At 49.1% G+C, this 21,561-nt stretch carries 16 protein-coding genes; 3 read left to right on the top strand and 13 right to left on the bottom strand.

The window, feature by feature from the left end:
• Nucleotides 1-106: 106 nt before the first annotated feature.
• Both ACG2E4_RS00080 and ACG2E4_RS00075 read right to left on the bottom strand, forming a co-directional pair.
• Entirely contained in the window at nt 107-3,919 is a 3,813-nt protein-coding gene (locus tag ACG2E4_RS00080) for a hydantoinase B/oxoprolinase family protein (RefSeq protein WP_395275336.1), read from the bottom strand.
• Nucleotides 3,920-3,936: 17 nt separating this feature from the next.
• Nucleotides 3,937-6,438, bottom strand: a complete 2,502-nt coding sequence (locus ACG2E4_RS00075) for a cation:proton antiporter (RefSeq protein WP_395275335.1) — start codon at nt 6,436-6,438, stop codon at nt 3,937-3,939.
• Nucleotides 6,439-7,360: 922 nt separating this feature from the next.
• Between ACG2E4_RS00075 and ACG2E4_RS00070 the strand changes: the two genes are divergently transcribed.
• Both ACG2E4_RS00070 and ACG2E4_RS00065 read left to right on the top strand, forming a co-directional pair.
• Nucleotides 7,361-9,478: an amino acid permease gene (locus tag ACG2E4_RS00070; protein WP_395257965.1), complete on the top strand. Its 2,118-nt coding sequence runs from the start codon at nt 7,361-7,363 to the stop codon at nt 9,476-9,478.
• A 67-nt stretch (nt 9,479-9,545) separates the two neighbouring features.
• On the top strand, nt 9,546-11,684 hold the full coding sequence (locus tag ACG2E4_RS00065) for an amino acid permease (protein ID WP_395275334.1): 2,139 nt from the start codon (nt 9,546-9,548) through the stop codon (nt 11,682-11,684).
• Nucleotides 11,685-12,121: 437 nt separating this feature from the next.
• On the opposite strand, the gene ACG2E4_RS00060 is transcribed toward ACG2E4_RS00065, so the two are convergent.
• The 11 genes from ACG2E4_RS00060 to ACG2E4_RS00010 are packed head-to-tail and all read right to left on the bottom strand — an operon-like array spanning nt 12,122 to nt 19,537.
• A complete protein-coding gene (locus ACG2E4_RS00060) occupies nt 12,122-13,849 on the bottom strand; it encodes a Na(+)/H(+) antiporter subunit D (RefSeq protein ID WP_395275333.1) in 1,728 nt (575 codons plus the stop codon).
• Nucleotides 13,839-14,054: a hypothetical protein gene (locus ACG2E4_RS00055; protein ID WP_395275332.1), complete on the bottom strand. Its 216-nt coding sequence runs from the start codon at nt 14,052-14,054 to the stop codon at nt 13,839-13,841. The genes ACG2E4_RS00060 and ACG2E4_RS00055 overlap by 11 nt, the downstream gene beginning before the upstream one ends.
• 11 nt (nt 14,055-14,065) lie before the next feature.
• Nucleotides 14,066-15,541, bottom strand: coding sequence for a monovalent cation/H+ antiporter subunit D family protein (locus ACG2E4_RS00050; protein ID WP_395275331.1), 1,476 nt, complete (start codon nt 15,539-15,541; stop codon nt 14,066-14,068).
• Between the two features lie 21 nt (nt 15,542-15,562).
• On the bottom strand, nt 15,563-17,056 hold the full coding sequence (locus ACG2E4_RS00045) for a complex I subunit 5 family protein (RefSeq protein ID WP_395275330.1): 1,494 nt from the start codon (nt 17,054-17,056) through the stop codon (nt 15,563-15,565).
• Nucleotides 17,053-17,421 carry a cation:proton antiporter subunit C gene (locus ACG2E4_RS00040; protein WP_395275329.1) on the bottom strand — a complete coding sequence of 123 codons (369 nt, stop codon included), beginning with the start codon at nt 17,419-17,421 and terminating at the stop codon, nt 17,053-17,055. The genes ACG2E4_RS00045 and ACG2E4_RS00040 overlap by 4 nt, the downstream gene beginning before the upstream one ends.
• The gene (locus tag ACG2E4_RS00035) at nt 17,414-17,854 is read right to left on the bottom strand and encodes an MnhB domain-containing protein (RefSeq protein ID WP_395257983.1); all 441 of its coding nucleotides are present in this window, start codon (nt 17,852-17,854) and stop codon (nt 17,414-17,416) included. The genes ACG2E4_RS00040 and ACG2E4_RS00035 overlap by 8 nt, the downstream gene beginning before the upstream one ends.
• Nucleotides 17,844-18,152: a hydrogen gas-evolving membrane-bound hydrogenase subunit E gene (gene mbhE, locus ACG2E4_RS00030; RefSeq protein ID WP_395275328.1), complete on the bottom strand. Its 309-nt coding sequence runs from the start codon at nt 18,150-18,152 to the stop codon at nt 17,844-17,846. Before mbhE ends, ACG2E4_RS00035 begins: the two co-directional genes overlap by 11 nt.
• Nucleotides 18,149-18,394 (bottom strand): Na(+)/H(+) antiporter subunit B, encoded by a 246-nt coding sequence (locus ACG2E4_RS00025; RefSeq protein WP_395257987.1) that lies wholly within the window; start codon nt 18,392-18,394, stop codon nt 18,149-18,151. The genes mbhE and ACG2E4_RS00025 overlap by 4 nt, the downstream gene beginning before the upstream one ends.
• 3 nt (nt 18,395-18,397) lie before the next feature.
• Nucleotides 18,398-18,715, bottom strand: a complete 318-nt coding sequence (gene mnhG, locus ACG2E4_RS00020; protein ID WP_395275327.1) for a monovalent cation/H(+) antiporter subunit G — start codon at nt 18,713-18,715, stop codon at nt 18,398-18,400.
• Nucleotides 18,708-18,983, bottom strand: coding sequence for a monovalent cation/H+ antiporter complex subunit F (locus ACG2E4_RS00015; RefSeq protein ID WP_395275326.1), 276 nt, complete (start codon nt 18,981-18,983; stop codon nt 18,708-18,710). The genes mnhG and ACG2E4_RS00015 overlap by 8 nt, the downstream gene beginning before the upstream one ends.
• The gene (locus tag ACG2E4_RS00010; protein WP_395275324.1) at nt 18,983-19,537 is read right to left on the bottom strand and encodes a Na+/H+ antiporter subunit E; all 555 of its coding nucleotides are present in this window, start codon (nt 19,535-19,537) and stop codon (nt 18,983-18,985) included. The genes ACG2E4_RS00015 and ACG2E4_RS00010 overlap by 1 nt, the downstream gene beginning before the upstream one ends.
• 605 nt (nt 19,538-20,142) lie before the next feature.
• Between ACG2E4_RS00010 and ACG2E4_RS00005 the strand changes: the two genes are divergently transcribed.
• Nucleotides 20,143-21,243, top strand: coding sequence for a calcium/sodium antiporter (locus ACG2E4_RS00005; protein WP_395275323.1), 1,101 nt, complete (start codon nt 20,143-20,145; stop codon nt 21,241-21,243).
• Nucleotides 21,244-21,561 lie beyond the last annotated feature (318 nt).

Below are 21,561 nucleotides of genomic sequence, written 5' to 3'. Positions count from 1 at the left end.
ATTTGGCGTCTCTTCCCGGCATTGGGCCATTATTCTTTTGCGTTGAATTCCTGACTGTTTATTACAACGTTCCGGGCAGACTATTGCGTATATTCCGGTATCGGAGTCATGATTTTTTCCTTGAAGAGTGGTCGACTCCATAACCACCGCCGCCCGGCGTCAGGATTATAAAACGGTCGCCCGGCTCCAGGTCCGCCCCGTCGATAGAGGCGAGCGGTTCCCGCTCCCCGTTTTTTCGAACAATCCACTGCTGTCCGTTGGCGCCCGCTTTCCCTCCTTCCAGGCCGTAGGGTCCCTCCACCCGGTGCTGGGTGAGCAGCGACAGGCGTACGGGTTTCAGGAAGGTCATTTCACGCCGGATTCCATTTCCACCGCAGTGAGCGCCCTCGCCACCCGAGCCGGGACGAATGCTGTAACGGTCAAGCCGCACCGGGTAGCGCTGTTCCAGAATTTCCGGGTCAGTACCTGCGGTATTGGTCATATGATGGTGAACAGCATCTGCGCCGTCAAAAGTAGGTCCGGCGCCGGTTCCTCCCCCAATGGTTTCGTAGTAGCCGAACGTGTCGCTGCCGAACAGCACGTTGTTCATGGTTCCCTGGCTGCAGGCCATTTTTCCGAAGGGTTTTAGCAACAGATCCACCAGCCGCTGGCTTGTTTCCACGTTGCCTCCCACAACCGCGGGCGACTTGCGGGGATCACTCGCAAAGTCCGGGTTCAGGATAGATCCCTTCGGCAGCTGTATGGTGACGGGCTCGAGCAATCCTTCATTCAGGGGAAGCGGTTCATCGACCAGGAGCCTCAGGATGTAGATAATCACACTGCTCACGATGGCCGGAGTCGCATTCAGGTTGCCGGGGTGTACCGGGGCGGTTCCCTCGAAATTAAATGTGATCGTCTCTTCAGCAATAGTGATAGCGGCGTGCAGGCGGGTGCCGTCATCCATTTTTTCAGTGGTCTCAAACGTGCCATCCGGCAGCCGGCGGAGCGTCGTCCTCATTTTTTGGGCTGCATAACTCTTTAGGGCGTGCATGTAGTGCAGTACCTGTTTTCTCCCGTGGGCGGTCACCAGCGCCTGCAGTGATCGGCTGCCGCGCTGGTTTGCTGCAACAGCTGCCTGCAGGTCGGCCATATTTTCTTCAATGCTTCGCGTGGGATGCTCTGCAGAATTGAGCAGGTTGCGGAGGTCGTCCCACCGTTCCTTCCCCAGCCGGATCAAGTGCGTCGGGGGCAGAACAACGCCCTCCTCTGCCAGGGTCGTTGCTCCGGGCGGCATGGAGCCGGGTCGCGTTCCGCCGATCTCTGCATGGTGGGCCCGGCTGGCAGCAAAACCGATCAGTTCCGGTTCATTCTTGCCGGTAAAAATGGGCGTGACTACAGTAACATCCGGAAGGTGCGACCCACCAAAGGCGGGATGGTTGGTAACTACCACATCTCCCGGCCGCATTTCGATAGTTTTTTTGAGGCGTCGAACGCAGATACCGAGCGCTCCCAGGTGAACCGGGATATGGGGTGCATTGACGATGAGCTCCCCTTCGGCGTTGAGCAGGGCACAGGAGTAGTCCATTCGTTCTTTGACGTTGACCGAGAGCGCCGTCCGCCGGAGCATCTCTCCCATCTCCTCGGCTATTGAGGTAAACCGGTTGGTGAAGAGTTCCAGCGCTACCGCCTCGGATCGGGAATCGTGATCTGAAGAATTCTGGTGGTTCCTGTTCTTCAACTGTGAGAGGATCAGGGAACCGTTTCCCTCAACGGCAAGCGTCCACCCCGGCTCAACAACGATAGTGCTGTACGGGTCCAGGATCAGGGCGGGGCCGTCAAGTTTCTCCCCCGGGGCGAGCTGCCCGCGATTGTAGACCGGGGTATCGATCTTATTTCCGGAAAATACCACCGGCCGGACTTTAGCCGGCTTATCGGAACGGGGGGAGGCTGCCTCTATACTGCGGTTGAGTTCAGGTTTGCGGCTGGAGGCCACCACCCGGATCGATTCCACCTCAATTTCACGGTCACTGACCCAGTGCCCATAGCGGGTTTGATAGGCATGCCGGAATGCGTCCGCAAGATTTTTGTTTTCTTCAAAAGCGATTTCAAGAGTCGACTCCTGGCCCGCAAGTCGCATAAAGACTGAATGCCGGCGCAGCTCTATTTTCGATTTCGGGATATGCTCTGACAGGGTACGAACCGCTTTATTCCCCAATTCACTGAACATCACTTCCAGCCTGTCTCCCAGCTCGCGCAGCGGTTCCAGCACCTGCTGTTCCTCAAATTGCTCTATGACGGCATTTCCCAGTCCATAAGCGCTCAGCAAACCGGCATCGGCCGGGATCACAATATTGCTGATATTGAGCTGCCCGGCGATGGCACAGGCGTGCTGGGCACCCGCTCCGCCAAATGAAACGAGAGCGTATTCTGCGGGATCGTATCCCTTTCGCAGCGATATTTTCCGGATCGCATCGCTCATGCGTTCATTGGCAATCTGCAGAAACCCTTCCAGGATCTGTTTTGGTGTAACGTCCCGGTTGTTGAGATTCCGGACTTCGGCAAGGATTTCCTCCAGCCGCCTCTGTGACGCCTCTTTGTTTATGGGGATACCAAAGTTCTCAGGTTCCAGTCGTCCAAGCAGCAGGTTGACGTCCGTTACTGTGAGAGGACCGCCAGCATCATAACAGGCCGGTCCGGGGTCGGCCCCCGCACTTTCCGGCCCGACTGACAGTTTAAACCCATCAAAGGAGCATATGGATCCTCCCCCCGCGGCGACCGTTTCAATAGAGAGAGCCGGGGCGGCGACCTGTGCATCCCCGACCTGGTGTTGAAAAAGATAGTCGTATTCATTGTCATAGCGGGCAACATCGGTGCTGGTTCCTCCCATGTCGAACGAGATGATGTGGTTGAATCCAGCTTGCCGCCCCGCGGTGGAGGCCCCGACCACGCCCCCTGCGGGACCGCTGAGAAGACTGTCTTTGGGATTGAACTTTTCAGACTGTACCAGGCCGCCCGCACTGGTCATCAACCGGAACGAGCCTGCCGAGAGCTGTTCCCGTACATTGTAGACATATTCGTGCAGAATAGGAGCAAGGTATGCATTGACTACCGCCGTTTGCGCCCGCGGCAAAATCTTGATGAATGGACTTAATTCCGAAGAAACCGAGACATGATTAAAGCCGAGCTCATCCAGCAAACCGGCAATTTGCTGCTCATGTTCATCATTTTTGTAGCTGTTTATCAGGCAGAGCGCTACAGATATCTCAGCGGGTTTTTCTACGGAGTGCAGATGTTTGCTGAGCAGGTTCAGATTCAGCGGCCGGATAATTTTACCATCGGCATCAATTCGTTCGGGTACTTCAATAACCTGCTCATACAGTGGTTGCGGCTTATTGATTTGCAGCGAAAAAAGTTCGGGTCGTTTTTGATTTCCAATCTTCAGGAGATCGCGGAAGCCTTCGGTGACCAGCAGCAGGGTGTGGGCGCCTTTGTGCTCCAGCAGGGCATTCGTGCCCTTGGTGGTGGCCAGTCGCAGGTCGGCGGGGGGAAGGGGTTCACCGGCCGGGGTTTGGGTGATGAGCCGCGCGGCAAGAATCGGGGCCTCAAAATTGCTCGTCAACTCGAAAGCGGATAGCTCCCGTACGTCCATGGCATGCTTGAGTACGATGACGGAGGTCTCGGCATCGAATGCATGAATTTCGACAGGCGGATGGCTCGAATCAAGTAATTGAAAATGGAATCCCCTGATAAAATCGTCTGGTGCATTCCAGCTCTCTTCAACCCGGAGAGTTCGGGAATCAATCCATTCGGTAATGGTACCACGGAGAGCACTGCTGCTCAACACTTTGGTTTTATGGAATGTACCGTGGGGATCGCGGGCAATGCAATCGGTAAAAGTCCCGCCCGTGTCGATCCAAATATCCCAGGATTGTTGATTCATTTTGTGAATAATCCGGATTAGGTCTTTAGCTCACCTTCTTTAAAGAAGGTACTGATTTCCTTTATGGTTTTGGCGTTTTTTATGTGATCTATGGCCTCGGCCTGGCTCAGGTGGGAGGCCAGTTTCCCGAGCATTTTCAAGCTTTTTTCGTAGGGTACGGTGCGGGGAGAGATCAGCAGAAAAATTACGTGTACTTTTTGGTCTAGCCCAGGATAATTTACCCCGTCCGGGCTGATCCCCAGGAACAAGGTGGGATCATTTACAAACGAAGACCGGAGTTTCGTAATGGCAACACCCGGAATATCTCCCGGGAGGTTGTCGGGATTCACATTCAGAATATTTTTAACCAGGCTTTCGAGGATGTCAGGTTTGTCTCCGAAATGGGGATTGAGCATTTGAGTAAGAGCGTCAGCGGCATCTGGGGTATTCAGGTCGAAAGCGATGTGCCGGGATTCGATATCAGGCAGCTGGGCTTTGCGCTCGATCCTGAGTTTGAGTCCGGTATTGTTGCCTGCTGCCTGCTCATTGGGATAAACGGTCAGAAAGTTGTTGCCGGGGTAGCGTTCGGCGATAAGGCCGGGCAGGCGTTCGAGATCTTTATCCCACGAGATGGATCCTTCCCGCGAGCTCAGCAGTATAAACAGGTCGTCTTCATCGATCGTCAGTTTATCGGAAAGAAGATTCCGCCAATGTTTAATATCCAGGAAGGTGGCCTCCAGTTCCGGCTCGGTACTTTCGATAACAGTGCGGAGGGAGCGGTGCATGGTTGCCGGAGAAAAAACGATAAGCTGGGTTCCCAGCTCGTTGATGATATTTTTAATATCACGAATGGCACTTGGAAATCCAGGTTCCCGGTCGGCATTTTCAGGGATGGCAAGGATAATTCTTTCGGAAGTATTGACGGGATGCACGATTCGGGAGACGATAACAAGTTGTTTGCTCTCTTCGAGCACCCGATCCAGGATGCTTCCGAAAATTCGCTGTTTGGCCGATGGTTCACCGTTCCAGCCTATAATGATATCGGAGATACGCAGTTCTTTGGCCGCTCGCATGATGCCGTTGGCAATATTCATGTCTACCCGGGTGATGGGTGTTACAGGAACGTCGGCAGCCGCAGCATGCACAACGGCGTGTCCCAGCATGTTTTCGGTTGCGGCTACTTCGGCCTCAATATCGCCTTTCTCAGGAGCCACGGTCAAGGGAAAAATCGGCTCCGGGGAATCTTCGTCACGAATGATCATCGCCAGGTCGATCATGGCCTGGGAGGTCACGGGATTAGCCAACGGAACCAGGATACGTTGTGGAGCTTCGGAGGGTTCGTAGGGCTTTTTTTGCTCTTCGAGTGCCAGTTTGCGTCCATATTTTTCTGTGAGCCAGGGACCGATCAGGCAGGTTAACAGAATCATAATTACGACGGCATTGACGACTTCACCGCTGAAAAGTCCAATGTCATATCCCACCAGCGTAACGGCCAGGGTAGCAGCTGCCTGTGCGACCGACAAACCAAATATTGAAGTCCGTTCAGTGGGAGTGTATCCGTAAATTTTTTGGATTATGGTGGCCGCTAAAAATTTGCCGACGAGCACAAGGCCGGTAAAAGCTCCGGCCATCATCCAGATTTCGGTGCCTTCCAGGAGGACGGATACATCCACCAGCATGCCGGTTGAAATAAGAAAGAAGGGAATGAAAAGCGTATTACCTACAAACTGGATCCGGCTCATCAGCGGACTTGATCCGGGAACGAGACGGTTCAGCGATAATCCGGCCAGAAACGCACCGATGATAGCGGCCAGGCCGACAAAGTCAGCAATAAATGAGGCCAGGAACAGCACGGTGACCATAAATACGAACTCGGTATTGGTATCGTTGCGGGTGTCTTTGAAAAACCAGCGTCCCAAACGGGGAAGGGCGTAAATCATTACGAAAGTGTAAACAGCAACCAGCGTAATGAATGTAATCCAAAAAGCGGGACCGATATCTCCCGTTACCGCACCCGAGACAATCGCCAGAATAAGCAGCGACAGAGTATCGGTGACAATGGTACCCCCCATCGTCATGGTAATAGCCGTGTTTTTGGTGATACCGATTCGCTCGGCCACCGGATAGGCCAGCAGGGTATGAGAACCTACGATAGAGCCCAGTAGAAGGGCTTGGTAGAGCGAAAAATCCAGCAGGTATATGCCTGCGATCAGGGCGCCAATTTGGGGGATAAAAAATGAAACTAATCCAAAGACAATACTGCGTCCCTTTAATTTTTCAAACTTATTGAGGTCAATCTCCAGCCCGGCAATGAACATCAGAAAGAGTAGTCCCACCGTTCCTAACAGCTCCATCGTGCTTCCGCGCTGTAGCACGCCAAGGGCATAAGGACCAATAATAATACCGGCAACAATATGTCCGACCAGCCCCGGCACTTTGATGAGCCGAAAGAGCATGGGCGCCAGAAACACAATGAGCATTACCATGGCGAATACCAGCACGGGATCTTGAAAAGGGAGAGATAAATCGGGGAAATTCATAAAATCTATCAGTGAAATGAACCGCTGATTGGTGTGGAGACCCAAAGGGGGCCAAGTTAAAAGTAATTATTTAACAAAGCACTCTGAATTTGTACAAAAAATTTATACTCAACAGTGTTATTTGATATCTTTACTGTTGTTAAAGGGCGTTGAAAGCCTACTATTTTGTTGGGAGGTGGTTTTACCATCGACCATTGGTCCTTTTAAACGGGAGGACAACTTCCTCAGAACGAGAAATTGAGGGTTTTTCAACGCTCCCTGTTAAACCAGAGACATGTAAACCGGGTTGGACTTTGTTGCAGCATCCCATAACGGTGTTCTTACATTTTTTGTAGATATCGACATTATCCTCGACAGCCAGAACATAACAAGTCGGACAGTCCTCATTAGTGAGGGAAAATTTAGCTGGACTTATGTCGGGTTCCATCAGTACTTACTACCGTATTTCCCGGATTTGATAAATGGGATGTTCCACAGTTCGAAATACAGGGTTACCTGCTTGAAGTAGTAAGTCCTGATCGGTGCCATGTTTTCAAGAGCAGGGTTAAAAAACGTAAAGGATAGGTAAGGATGGTATCTATTTTTTATCTTCCCGGGTGAATACAATCCCTAAAAGAAAAACTTTGTAGAAACTCGAAACGCTTTATATTTAATTGTCAGTTTAGTGCATACTTAAATCACCTGTTTATTGATTATAAAAGCAGTACGACACTATGAAAAGACCATCTGTAAACTATCTGCGATTACCTGAATCGGGATATATTTATTAGATTATGGACCCATTGCAACGAGGTTGACACTATGACATCCAATAAGTAGTGTACTTATCAATCATATTGCCGGGAACTGCCTGCCTGCCACTCTCTTTAGTTCCAAACAGTAACCATCAGAATAACATTAGATATACCAAATTTGTAAATGCATGAAGCACGAAAAACTAGAAAAGCAACTTGGATTATTTGATGTGTATGCCATTAGCACCGGCGCTATGTTCAGCTCTGGATTTTTCCTGCTTCCCGGTATTGCCAGTGCATACAGCGGTCCCTCTGTAATTATTGCATATTTAATCGGTGGTATACTGGTGCTGCCGGCAATGTTGAGTGTAGCCGAGCTGTCAACAGCGTTACCCCGTGCCGGCGGACCGTATTACTTCCTGGACCGAAGTTTAGGTCCCATGGTAGGTACCGTTGGGGGACTGGGAACATGGATGGCCCTTATCTTCAAAAGTGCATTTGCCCTGGTGGGAATGGGCGCTTACCTGGGACTGTTTTTTGATGTTCAAATTAAGCCTGTTGCCGTTACGCTGACCTTCCTTTTTATGATTATGAATATCATCGGGGTCAAAAAGACGACACGCCTGCAAAACTCATTTGTGATCATCCTTGTCGGGATACTGCTGCTCTTCGTGGTAGAAGGGTTATTTGAGCTGTTTGGAATAGGAATGCAACAAGTTGCCTCAACGCAATTGACACCGTTCCTGCCGTTTGGATACGAGGGATTGCTGGCAACAATCGGACTGGTGTTCGTATCATATGCCGGGTTGACCCAGATAGCCAGCGTGGCCGAGGAGGTGAAAAACCCGGACCGCAACATCCCGCTGGGAATGATTCTGTCGCTCCTCACGGCTACCGTTATTTATGTGCTGGGCGTATTTGTAATGGTGGGCGTACTTGATCCCGATATGCTTCGCGAAGACCTGACCCCGGTAGCTACCGCTGCTGTTGAGTTTTTCGATCTTTTCCCTGAGCCAACGGGATTAATTTTGATAGTTATTGCCGCCATTGCGGCTTTTGCCTCTACGGGGAATGCGGGAATTATGTCGGCGGCGCGTTACCCGTTGGCAATGGCTCGTGATAACCTGATCTGGAAGAAGATGTCTCAGGTTGGCAAATTTAAAACACCGACCATCTCCATCATAATTACCTCCCTGCTGATGGTGTTTTTTATCCTGGTTATGAATGTGGAGGATATCGCCAAGCTCGCCAGCGCGTTCATGCTTATGATTTTTGGGTTGCTGAACCTGGCTGTAATTGTGATGAGGGAAAGTAAAATTGAGGAGTATGATCCCGGATTCAATTCCCCATTGTATCCGTGGCTGCAGCTGGCCGGGATGTTGGTCTCCACATTTTTGATTATCGAGATGGGGATATTGCCCATCGCTTTTACCGGTCTTATGACGGTAGCCTGCATCGGGTGGTATTTTTACTATGCATATGCAAAGGTGCAGCGGCAGGGGGCTATTTACCACGTGCACGCACGACTGGGTGAGCGCCGATACCACGGGCTGGAGACCGAGATGCGTGATATTCTCCGGGAAAAGGGACTGCGCGAGGAGGATCCGTATGAAAAAATTGTGGCACGATCGGTGGTTATCGATGAAAAACGGGGCGATCTCAGTTATCACACGATCATCAAGCAGGTATCACAGCAGCTTGCCCCCCGTTTCCATATTGAAGCTGACGCACTGAGTGAGCTTTTTATCAAAGCCCAGGATACCGGTACGGTGCCACTGGGGCGTGGTGTGGTCATCAATCATCTCAGGATCGACCGCGACCGTCCCACGGAAATGGCACTGGTTCGAATTCCCGAAAGTATTAAATTGAAGACCGAGGGATACCATCCGCTTAATAAAAACGGGCAGGCCGAGGCAGAAAAAATTTGCGCAATTTTGTTTATCGTAAGTTCAGAAAACAATTCCGGCCAGCACCTGCGAACGCTGGCGCATTTGGCTGAGATGGTTGATAATCCATCATTTATTGATCGCTGGAACAATGCGCGGCATGAAGGCGAACTCCGGGAGGTGTTGCTGCGCGACGAACGTTTTATCAATATTACGATCAGTATGGAAAATAAAACCAGAACGCTGACCGGGCAGAAAATCAAGGAGGTCGATCTGCCGGGTGAAAGTCTGGTGGCGATCATTAAAAGAGACGGCAAAATCACGATCCCTCACGGAGACACTATTATTAAGGAGGGGGACCAGTTGTCAATCATTGGAGAGAAACAGGATATAGAAGCGATCAAAGAGATGATAAGTTAATTGGAATTGAAGGATAAGATTTATTCCTTTTTATTTTTAAAACAAATATTTAAAGCATCACAGCATTTTGCCAAAACTGAAGAAGTCCGACAAGCTAAAAAAAGAGCTCAACTTATTTGACGTATACGCCATAGCAACAGGGGCTATGTTCAGCTCAGGGTTTTTCCTGCTTCCCGGTATCGCCGCTGCAGAAACGGGTCCTTCTGTTTTCTTGGCATACCTGGTTTCCGGGTTGCTCATTCTCCCCACGATGTTCAGCGTGGCTGAGCTCTCTACTGCGCTACCCCGGGCCGGGGGGACATACTATATTATTGACCGCAGCCTTGGACCTTTGATGGGCAGTATCGGGGGATTTGGATCCTGGCTGGCACTGGTGCTTAAAAGTGCATTTGCCCTGATCGGGATGGGAGCCTATATCGCCCTGTTTTATGATATTAACATTACGGTTGTGGCCATAGGTCTCACCATCGCTTTTGGCATGCTGAATATTGTGGGGGCCAAAGAGACAACAACCCTGCAGAAAGTGCTTGTGGCTGCCCTGATCACCATTATGTTTGGCTATCTTGTTGAGGGTATCGGCTATCTGCTCTCAATGGATATTCTCGGGATAACCGAGGAGCAGTTCACACCGTTTTTCACAAAGGGTGCCAGCGGTTTTTTTGCAACAGTAGGAATGGTGTTTGTTTCCTACGCCGGACTTACCAAAGTTGCCAGCATTGCCGAAGAGGTAAAAGACCCGGATCGCAATATTCCGCTGGGCATGTTTTTGTCGGTCTTGTCGGCGATTACGGTATATGTGCTGGGGGTCTATTTAATGGTTGCCGTGTTGGAGCCGGAGGCGTTTCGCCAGGATTTGACCCCTGTGGCCACGGCCGGAGAGGTGTTTATGGACTGGCTGCCGGGAGATGTCGGGCTGATCTTGATTGTGATTGCCGCCATAGCTGCCTTCGCCTCAACGGGAAATGCCGGGATTATGTCCGCTTCCCGCTACCCGATGGCGATGGCGCGGGATTCCCTGTTTGAACCGCGTTTTGCAAAACTCGGACGTTTCAATACGCCCCAAAATTCTATCCTGGCCACGGTGGGCCTGATGATCTTTTTCCTGCTTGCGTTTAATGTTGCATCTGTCGCCAAGCTGGCAAGCGCCTTTCAACTTTTGCTTTTTGCCTTGTTGAACCTCGGGGTTATTGTGATGCGGGAGAGCAAGATTGAGGAGTACGATCCCGGCTTCAATGCACCCTGGTATCCCTGGCTGCAAATTGCCGGCATGGTACTGTCGTTTGTTCTTATTTTTGAGATGGGCATCCTGTCAATACTGTTTACGGTAGCTGTGTCGGCATTTTCCGTGGGTTGGTATTATTACTACGCCCACAGCGAAATTGATCGCCAGGGAGCGATATTTCACATCCATGCTCGTCTCGGCGAAAAGCAGGACAGCGGACTTGAGCACGAAATGAGGGGCATACTCCGTGAAAAGGGACTGCGGGAGGAGGATCCCTACGAAGAGGTGGTGGCCCGCTCTATGGTTATTGACGATCTTGAACCGAATACCACCTACCGGGAGATCATACGCATGGCCTCTTCCCGGCTGGCTGTTCGGGTGAACCTTGACCAGAGCGAGATGTTCGATTCGTTCTGTAATATCAATCAGTCGGGTTTGATACCGATGGGGCGCGGGGTGGCGCTCAACCACCTGCGGGTTGAGAAGGATATCAGTTCCGAGATGGTGCTGGTGCGGATGAAGGAGGGAATCACGATGGATACGGATCATTTTGAACAGCTGAGCCAAAGTGCGGAAGATCCATCCCAGAAAGTACGGGCCTTTATCTTCCTGATAAGTTCGGAAAAGCATTCGAGCTCGCATCTGCGTATTCTGGCCCATCTTGCGGAAATGATTGACAACAAGCATTTCATGGATCGCTGGCTGGCTGCCGAGGATGAAGGGGCGCTGCGTGAAATTATGCTGCGCGACGAACGCTTTATCAACCTTACGGTCACCACCGACGACATGACCGCCAAGATGATTGGGAAAAAAATAAAAGATATTGAGCTGCCGGGTAAAAGTCTTGTCGCTATCCTGAAACGTGACAATGATATTATCATACCACACGGCAATACTGAAATCCATGAAAATGATGAACTTTCCATCATAGGTGATAGTGAAGATATCGACGAAGTGAGGAGGTTAAAGAGGGGCGGTAATTAAGGCTTGTTCAGGGGAGCTCTCTGCTTCTTTGTTATTTTATGGTATTGTAGATCAGGTGCTGGTAGACTCCAGGATATGTGATGGTTTTGAAAGCCGTCAAAGTCTGTAGATTGCGTATTTTTTGTCGTGGCTCGTAGGTTCCCATTTTGTAATGGAACTTATTTTATCAATAGCTATGGAAAAACAGGCTTTTTTGAATGCCGGGTTTTACGGATTTTGTCAAATTTCATTGCATTTGATACGGGTGTGGCACCCACCCCGGGCCCTGACAAAACATAACCACTCATAACCAACGAAATGGGTTGTTCATTTTTTAAATGACTAAAAAATGAACATGGAAAAGTGATTAGAAAGCCAAAAAAGGGGAAAGCCTACCGTGACTTTTGAGAAAAGCCCTGGTTGGATAAGCAGCAGAACGGATAGTGCCCTTAATAGATTCAGAGAAGGACGACCAGGCTGGCGAAAATAAAGCCGAAGAGGATAAACGCCAGGGCCGTGCCAATTGGACTGCTAAAGTCATCGGAGGTCACTTTCCGGCCTTCTGTTATAAAGGCTGGTAACAGTAGTTTGAGAGGATTCCTGGACGTTCCGGACAGGGAATTTGCAATATTCAGTGCGATTTTCTCCGCCTTCCCAAACAAGTTATTGGGCATCGTTACAAACAGGCGCTCTACACTATCCGCCGGACGCCGGTAAAACCAGTCGGTATCGAGGGCAATCTGGGGCGTTCCTTCCAGCTTTTTACGCAGCAGCCAAAAACCGATGAAAGCGAAAACGAGGATCTGAGTCATCTCTACAAGGTTATAGATGGTGTAGGGTTCGTAATCAGCCGCATAAGGCAAATAGTTGTAGAGAAGTGCAGGATACAGGCCGAAAAGCAGACAGAAAAAGGCGCCGATTCCCATCGCAATTTTCATGTTGAATGGAATATTGGAGAGGCTGAGTTCATTTTTATTTTTCCCAAACCATGTGAAATAGGGGAGTTTGAGCCCGGTGTGTATAAAGGTACCGATGGTGGCCAAAAGCAACAGTAAAATTGGCCATTCCAGGTGAGCATTTCCAAGGGCTGTTGAGATCATGGTTTTACTGATGAACCCATTTAGCAGGGGCATTCCCGAAATAGAGAGGGCACCCACCATGTATAAACCGATAATCAGCGGCATTTTTTTTGCGCCTATTCCCAGCTCGCTCAGTTTGCTTTTCCCGGTGGCGTGGATGACAGCTCCTGCTGCCATAAATAAGAGGGATTTATAAATAATGTGGTTAAAAGCGTGAGCGGTGGCCCCATTTAGGGCAAGTTCAGTACCAATACCGATAGCGGTGACCATATACCCGATCTGGCTGATAATACTGTAAGCCAGGATCTCGCGGATATCGTTTGCAAGCAGGGCATAAATGGTACCGTAAATAGCCATCACAACGCCTACCCAGATAAGGATTTCCCAGCCCGGGAACATCCGAATTAAAACATATACGGCGGATTTGGTAGTCAGGGCGCACATAAAAACGGCACCGGTAATGGTCGCTTTTGGATAAGCATCGGCCACCCAGGCGTGCAGGGGAGGGATCGCAGAGTTAAGTCCCACTCCTAAAAGTATCAATACATTGGCAAGGGTGTAGGTTTGTTCCAGGTTATCGATTAAAAAAGATCCGCCGCTATTCAGGTGCAGTAAAATTCCGGAAAACAGAAGTCCGCCGCCAAAAATATGAACCAGCACGTAACGCATGCCGGCTTTGTCGGATGCTTCGGTCTTGCGAGCCCAGATGAGCCATGTTGAAGCCGCAGCCATAATTTCCCAGAAGATAAACAGGGTGAAGAAATCACCTGCAAAAGTAACGCCGAGTGCACCGCCGGCATAGGCCAGGGCCGAGGTCTGTTGCCCCAGGTCTTTAAGATGGAAGGCATACACCCCGCCGATGATCGTAATCATCGCAAAGATGGTACCGAATATGCGGCTTAGCGAGTCAACCGTGAGCAGGTGTAGCTCGTAACTGGCAAATGGCAGTTGCAGCAAACTGCCTTCAGGTAAGGTCCACAGTACTCCTAAAGCTATCAGGGGAAACAGGATAAAACTGCTACTCCGAAGACGTTTCGGTATCAGCGGGAGCAGGAAGGCTCCCAGAATTAATATAATTGCAGGTACGGTAAGGAGCTCAACGATCATAGTAGTCTTCGTCGCTTAAAATGAAAAGTTTGCCTAACCACCTTGAGATGTAGATGACAGCAACGCATCCCACAAATCCCCAGGTGGCATAAAATGCGGGAATGTGGTTCCACCAGTGGGAGTCATAGCCTGCCAGGAAGGTGAACTCCAGGATCAAGCTGATGACGAAAATAATGCCGAGTGCTATCCAATGCCACTTCTTCATAGATACAGGTGTTAGAAAATAGTTGAAGCTATTGATGTTGCCAGATCAAAAAAGCTGAAAAACAGGTCGGGATATATGCCAAATAAAACCGAAAGTATGGCGGTGCCGGTCAGCGGAACAACCATAAACGGGGAAGCCTCGGTATGGCCCTCGAGTTCCGGACCGCCCTTTTTAAAATAGGCCCGGTGGATGATGGGAAAGAAATATCCCACGTTCAGCAATCCGCTGATGACCAGAATTATGAGGGGGATTATCATATCTCCCTCCAGTACGCCGGAAGCGAGATACCATTTGCTTACAAACCCGTTGACAGGCGGTATGCCGGCCAGCCCCATCGATCCAACAGTGAATGCTCCCATCGTCCACGGCATAACTTTTGCAATGCCGTTCATGTTGCTGATATTTTTTTTATGGAGATTCACCATGATAGCCCCGGCGCAGAAAAAGAGGGTAATTTTCATGGTCGCGTGGGTGGAAATATGCATGATGCTGCCGATGAGTCCCGTTTCGGTGAGCAGGGCAGCACCGAGTACGATATATGATAAATGTCCCACGGTAGAGTATGCCAGCCGCCGCTTGAGATTGTCCTGGGCAAATGCCAGCAGTGATGCCACAATAACGGTAAAGCCGGCCAGCACCAACAAAATTTCGTTTAGACCGAAGGCCGCCATCACATCGGGACCAAAGATAAATCCAACTACACGGATGACCCCGAATACCCCCGATTTAACCACTGCTACCGCGTGTAATAGAGCACTGACGGGAGTGGGCGCCGCCATCGCCGAGGGTAACCAGCTGTGCAGGGGCATAATACCCGCTTTAACTCCAACTCCGCCTAAAAAAAGCAGGAAGATGGTAACGGCCATGGCGGGGGAAAGCTCAGAGTCTCCAAAGATTCCGCCGGCCTGAAAATCGAGCGTACCGGTAATGGAATAGGTAATTCCGGCTGCGGCGATTAACAGGAGGCCCGCCGTTAACGTGTAGGTCAGGTATTTGCGGCCAGCTGCAACAGCTTTTTTATTCTCACTGTGAACGACCAGCGGGTAGGTGGCCAGCGTGAGCATCTCGTAAAAGATAATAAACGTCAGCAGGTTGCCGGAAAACGCGATGCCGATGGTGGAAGACAGGCAGACGGCAAAGCTGGCAAAATAGCGGGTCTGCTTTTTCTCGTGATGACCGCGCATGTAGCCGATCGAATAGAATGAGGTGAAAATCCATAAGCCTGAGGCAATAATGGCAAAAAAGACGCCAAAGGTATCCGCCTCAAGAACCAGCGGTAGGCCAGGAGCAATTTCCAATAGGGTGATGGAAACGGTTTCGCCATCCAGGGCCGAGGGGAGGAGTGTAAGAACAAGTAAAAACTTGACGACTCCGGCCAGGATGGTCCAGAATTCGCGTATGTTCGGCTTGCCAGAACTCAGTAATATAAACGGTACCGCTGCCAGCGATACCAGGACTGCCAATAAGGGGATATACGTAAGCTCCATGTTAATGGGTAAATACTTTGGTTAAAATCCTGCCGGGAACATAGTTACAATGATATCAACGATGTAGGCATTGAAGATCCCTGCGATCAAAAGTCCGATCGCCATTATGCCCATCGGCATCATCATGCTAAAGCCAACTTCATTGGTTCGGGTAGTCTCGGTAACAGCGGTTTCTTCGGACTCGGGATTGCGCAGATACACTTTTTCCAAAATTCGAAAGAAGTATACCGCATTGAGCAGTGAACTAATTAAAATGACAGCCAGTAGTATCCAGCTGCTGTTTTCGATGGTGCCCAGTGCCAAGTACCACTTGCTGAAAAAACCTGCCAGCGGCGGCAATCCCACCATTGAGATCGCTGCGGTAGTAAAAGCGGCCATGGTCCACGGATATTTTTTGCGATAGCTGTCGTCAAATTTTGTAATCAGGGAGTGGCCCTCTTTAAGTCGCATGCTCCCGGATACAAGGAATAGCAGGGCTTTCATTATTGCGTGATTTAACACGTGAAGTATGGCGCCAATAAAACCGAAGGGATTGGCAAGGCTGAGTCCCATAATGATGTAGCCAATCTGTGAAACACTGCTGTAGGCCAGCATCTTTTTGAGCTCGCTCTGGGCAATCGCCATAATCGATCCGTAGAGGATCCCGATACCCGCAAATATTCCGATAATGGTTGTAACTGGAAGAGCTGCATCAATAAGCTCTACTCCGAACAAAAACAACACCACGCGGAAGAGAATGTAGGCCGCTACCTTGGTGCCGATGGGGGCGATAATGGCCGACGAAGTCGATGAAGCGTAGGTGTAGGAATCGGGCAGCCAGCCGTGCAGGGGAAACAGTGCCGCTTTTACGCCGATACCGACGACCATCAATATTATTGCTACTATGACGGAAGAGTGCCCGATAACCTGTGGCAGCATGTCGTGCATGTCAATGATATTCAGCGTGCCGGTGACGGTGTATAAAAATCCGACGCCCAGCAGATAGAGCGATCCGCCAACCGTACCGATAATCAGGTACCTGAAGGCGGCATAAGGGGCCCGTTTTTCTCCAATAGCGATGAGTGCATAGCTGGAGAGGGAAGAGATTTCCAAAAACACGTAGAGGTTAAACAGATCGCCGGTAAGCACCATGCCGTTGAAGCCAAGCATCATCAGCATGGCTACCGAATAATATCCCATTAATTTGCCGGGAAATTCATTTTGGCTGATCTCCCTGGAATGAATAAGAACCAGGAAGGAAATCGCGTTAATCACGAGCACAATAAACGCGGCAAGCCCGTCATAAACGAACTCAATGCCGATGGGGGGCGGCCATCCGCCGAAAAAGTACCGAACGGTTTCACCGGTTTGAAGTAAATACCACAATCCATAAGTGGAGAAGAAGGTGGCGATGCCTGAGCCCAGCAGGGCCAGGTGCCATGTTATATCCCGCTTCCACAGCCCGATAACGGGAATCAGAATCGCAAATAAGATATAGGTAATGGGGATTAAAGCCGGTATCTCTGATCCGATCATTGAATCTTATCTAAAAGTTCTTCTTCGTTGAGTGTTTTGTAACGGTTATATATGTTGATGATCAATGTAAAGGCCACACCCAATGTCGCCACTCCCACTACAATAGCTGTCAGCATCAGGGTGTGTGGAAGGGCATTCATGTAGTTTGCCACTTCGCTAACCGGGAGTTTATCTGATTTTACAGGAACAGTGGCACCGTCTTTCATGGCTACGGATACAAAAAATAGAATGACAGCAGCCTGAAAAATGGAAAGTCCAATTGTTTTTTTAACAAGGTTTTTTTTCAAGAGCATGCCGTACAGGCCAATGGCCAGTAAAATAATGGTAAACCAGTAAGCGTAATGGCCCATAATAAAATCAAGCATAGTCTTCACCTTTTACCATGTTGTCATAAATGAGTACAAGTACGGTCATCACGGTTATGCCAATGCCCAGTTCAATGATTAAGATGCCCCAGTACCGCAGATCTGCACCTTCCAACCCCGGAATGGGCAGCTGTTCGTAATCCAGGAAATAGCCTCCGCAGAGTAGTGCGACGAGTCCGGTTCCAAAATAAATGAGAACGCCGAGTGCGGCGTAGGGGGTGGCCAGGTAATCCCTGAATTGCAGGTTGGCAATTTCCGTACCGCTTGAAATGCGAATCAACAGCAGAGATGCTGCCAGCAGCGTACCGCCCTGAAATCCCCCACCCGGGGAATAGTGCCCGTGGAAGATCACATAAAAACCGAAAATCATGATATAGGGGCTTAAAAATCGGGTGCCCAATAAAATAATGGGACTGTGTTCTCTATTCGTCATCTTCCTGCCCCCGTTTTCTTAACAGTAAAAAGCATATCAATCCAGCTGTGAAAATTACGATCTGTTCTCCAAGCGTATCAATACTACGATAATCGCCCAAAATAACCGTGACAATATTGGGAGTATGAGCATCATTGTATGCTTCCTGAATATAGTAGTTGCCCGGTACTTCGGTACCCGTTATGCTTGTTTCCTGGTTCATTTGATTGTCGGGATTGCCGCGGTACGGCAGATCAGAGGCTGCAAAAACAAGCACCAGGGTAAATGTGAGGATTAAAAGTAATTTTAAGTACTTCAATCTACTGTGGTAAATTTGGTTTGATAAATTGCTATTACAAGTAAGATCCCTGTTACCCCGGCTCCGACCACGGCCTCGGTAAAACCTACGTCTACAGCCCCCATCGTTGTAAAAAGCAGGGCCATCAAAAAGCTGAATGTGGTCAGCATGACGGCTGCCACAAGCAGATCATCCGCTTCCAGGGCGATATAGGCAGTAATCAGCAGAAATAAAAATAGTATGAGTTCAAGTGCCCAGTACATTCGTTAGTCATTTTTTTTGTCGAGAAATTGCGGCGAAAGTCCTGAGGAGTAGGCTGCTCTGGCCAGCGCATGTGCTCCAATAGGATTGGCCAGGAGTATAAAAAGCAGTACCAGAAATAACTTGCCGCTGTTAAGAGTAAATCCTTCAAAAATAATCAGCCCGATAATGATTAAGATCATGCCCAGCGTATCGCTTTTGCTGGTGGCGTGGGTGCGGGAATAAAAATCAGGCAGACGAATGATTCCTATACTGCCGATCAGCAGGAAAAAAATACCCAACACAATAAATATGGTGGCTAGAACAGCGGTGATATCAATCATCAAATCGCACTTTTGTTGTTGAAAAGTATTTTGCTATGGTCAGTGATCCTATAAACCCGAGAATGGCATACGCCAGTGTAATATCGATAAACATGTCGATCCGCCCGTAAATGTACCCGATTAAAATAATCAGTACGATGGTTTTGGTAGCAATGGCATTGGTACCGATAAGGCGGTCAAATACGGTTGGTCCTTTAATAACGCGATAAGCAGGAACAGCTATAATGGCAGTTAAAACGACTGCGCTGATCAGAAAAAAGGCTTCCATTATAGTTCCTCCTTGCTTTCAATGATCTCAAAGTCTGATACTACAGAACGGTCTTCAGTAGTGAATAGCCGTAATACTTGTTTAGGCATTTTGTCACTTTCGATCCCCTCAAATGATGAAGGGGTTATGGCATGTACAATGAATTCGTTATCCTGAATATCTACGGTTAACGTACCGGGGGTGAGCGTAATAGAATTGCCCAAAATCATTTTACAATGGGGGTTGGGATAATCGACCTTGAAACGGACAACGGTGGTTTGAATAGGCAGCGATGGACTGAGCAGAATTTTTGCCACTTCGATTCCCGATATCACAATTTGCACCAGCAGCCACCCGAAATAGTAGGGGGCGTACAAGATGCGAAGGTCTTTTAGAACATCGGTTTCATTTTCATAAAACGAAAAGGTTTTGAGCTTGTAATTGATCCCCATGACAATACCCACGCTTATCAACCCCATGATCGTATGGACAAGGTCAAAAAAGCCACTCATAAGATACCAAAACCCCATCAGGCTAATAAACGACAGGAGCAGACTTTTTGCTGATAACTTCAAAGTTCTAACCAGTTATGTTGATAGAGATAATTGCGGGCTCTTAAAATATCAAAAAAGGGGAATCCTCAAAATGAATTCGCCTGGGTCATTCAACGTATATACGGATATTCCTGCAATGATATAAATGCAAATGATCGGAGCATTGTCGCTGCCTTTTACGGAACTCAATTTTGATGATTGGAGAATATAAACTGTACATCAGATTTCCAAAACATGGTTGTATGTAGCTATAAGTTTTTCTTAAAAAAATGTAAATAGGATCTGGGCCTTTTTAACCCGTATTATTCGGCGAGTAAATTAGTAGCAGAAAAAATAAAGCAACCCGATATCAATTTTTTTAGCTCTCTTGTATCAACCAAAATTGAGTGTGGTATCCATTAATGTAACCACGTTTACTGTTTCAGAAAGTGGCACAGCGTTTTTTACCCAATGGATCAATCTCCGTGAACTTCTCCTCTCCAAGACGGATTTTATGGATTTGTCACCGAATGGGGTAATGATCGATTAACGGGCTCAATGAGTTCTTATCAAGGAGAAGAAGAACGGGAGAGTTACACCCGGCTCCCTGTAATTAGATAGTGTTAAGTTAAATCGTATTTTTGTGTATGATTCTTACTTACTTCCTTTTTATCATCGGACTTGTTTTTCTGCTGGCAGGGGCGCAATGGCTCGTGGACTCCTCTACCGGCATTGCTGCCCGTTATGAGATTTCACCACTCTTTGTAGGGGTGGTGATTGTCGCCTTTGCGACCAGTGCGCCCGAGGTTGCGGTAAGTATAGGCGCAGCACTGGGGGGAGAGGCCGGCCTGGCCCTGGGAAATGTAGTTGGCAGTAATATCGTAAATGTGCTCCTGATTCTGGGAGTTACCGCCGTTATCGCTCCAATTGCCATCCGGCGCCGAATTGTTCTGCTTGACATCCCGATCCTGATTGTACTATCGCTCCTGGTCTACCTGCTGAGCCTGGATGGAGTGCTGCAGCTGTGGGAGGGGGTACTCCTGCTTACCCTGTTTGCCGGATTTCTTGTTTTCCAGATTAAGCAGATTCAAAGAGACAGCATGCCCGAACCAACAGAGGCTGAACCTCCTGTTCAACGAGAAGTTCGCCCCCTGCCGATACAAATAGGACTGTTTGTTACAGGGCTGGGAACCCTGATACTGGGCGCCCGCTGGATGGTTGGCAGCGCGGTGGAAATAGCCCTGGCCTGGGGAATGAGCGAGCTGATTATTGGCCTAACGGTAATATCAGTTGGCACCTCGTTGCCGGAGATTGCCACCTCTGTCATTGCAGCACTGAAGGGAGAGCAGGATCTTTCCGTGGGAAATGTAGTGGGCAGCAATATTTTCAATCTTTTGCTGGTGCTGGGCTTAAGTGTTGTGCTAAGCGGTGGTTTTGCAGTATCGCCGGCGGCGGTTGCGCTCGACATACCTTTTATGGTGGCAGTCAGTATCGCCTGCCTGCCGATCTTTTTTACCGGACACCGTATTGCACGTTGGGAAGGGGGCGTCTTTCTGTTTTATTATGCGGCCTATCTTGTGTACCTGTTTTTGGACACCACCGGCCATGAGCTGCTGCCACGATTCAATACCATCATGATCTGGTTTGTGGTGCCTATTACGCTGTTGACCCTGGGGATACTGGTTACGCGGTCTCTGTACCTGAAACGGCTGGCCAACAAGGCCGATGAGTTGTCTGGCCGTTCGTAATCTGCTGGATCTGACTGGCACTGTGATCAGAAAATGGGCATCAGGCCTGCTTTAAACAGGGCCTCATCAACTCATTGGTTACCAGCAAATTAGAGTATTTATTACACTAGTGTCCCGTTTAAACTCATTGGGGCTCAATGACTTATAGAATAAAGCGTAAAATCTGTGAGACATTTTTAAAAAAGTGGTTTTTAAACGCCATATACATGCATTTTGTCACCCTAAAATTTTTATAGTTGTGAGTAAAATAGTAGCCTCATAAAAACATTTTCATTGAATACGTAACCTCAGTGCAGGGTACAAATTTCAATTATTGGT

Source organism: Halalkalibaculum sp. DA384 (assembly GCF_043951955.1).
Taxonomy (GTDB): domain Bacteria; phylum Bacteroidota; class Rhodothermia; order Balneolales; family Balneolaceae; genus JAMQKA01.
Note: the sequence above shows the minus strand (reverse complement) of the source record. Positions and strands in the feature narration are given on the sequence as shown.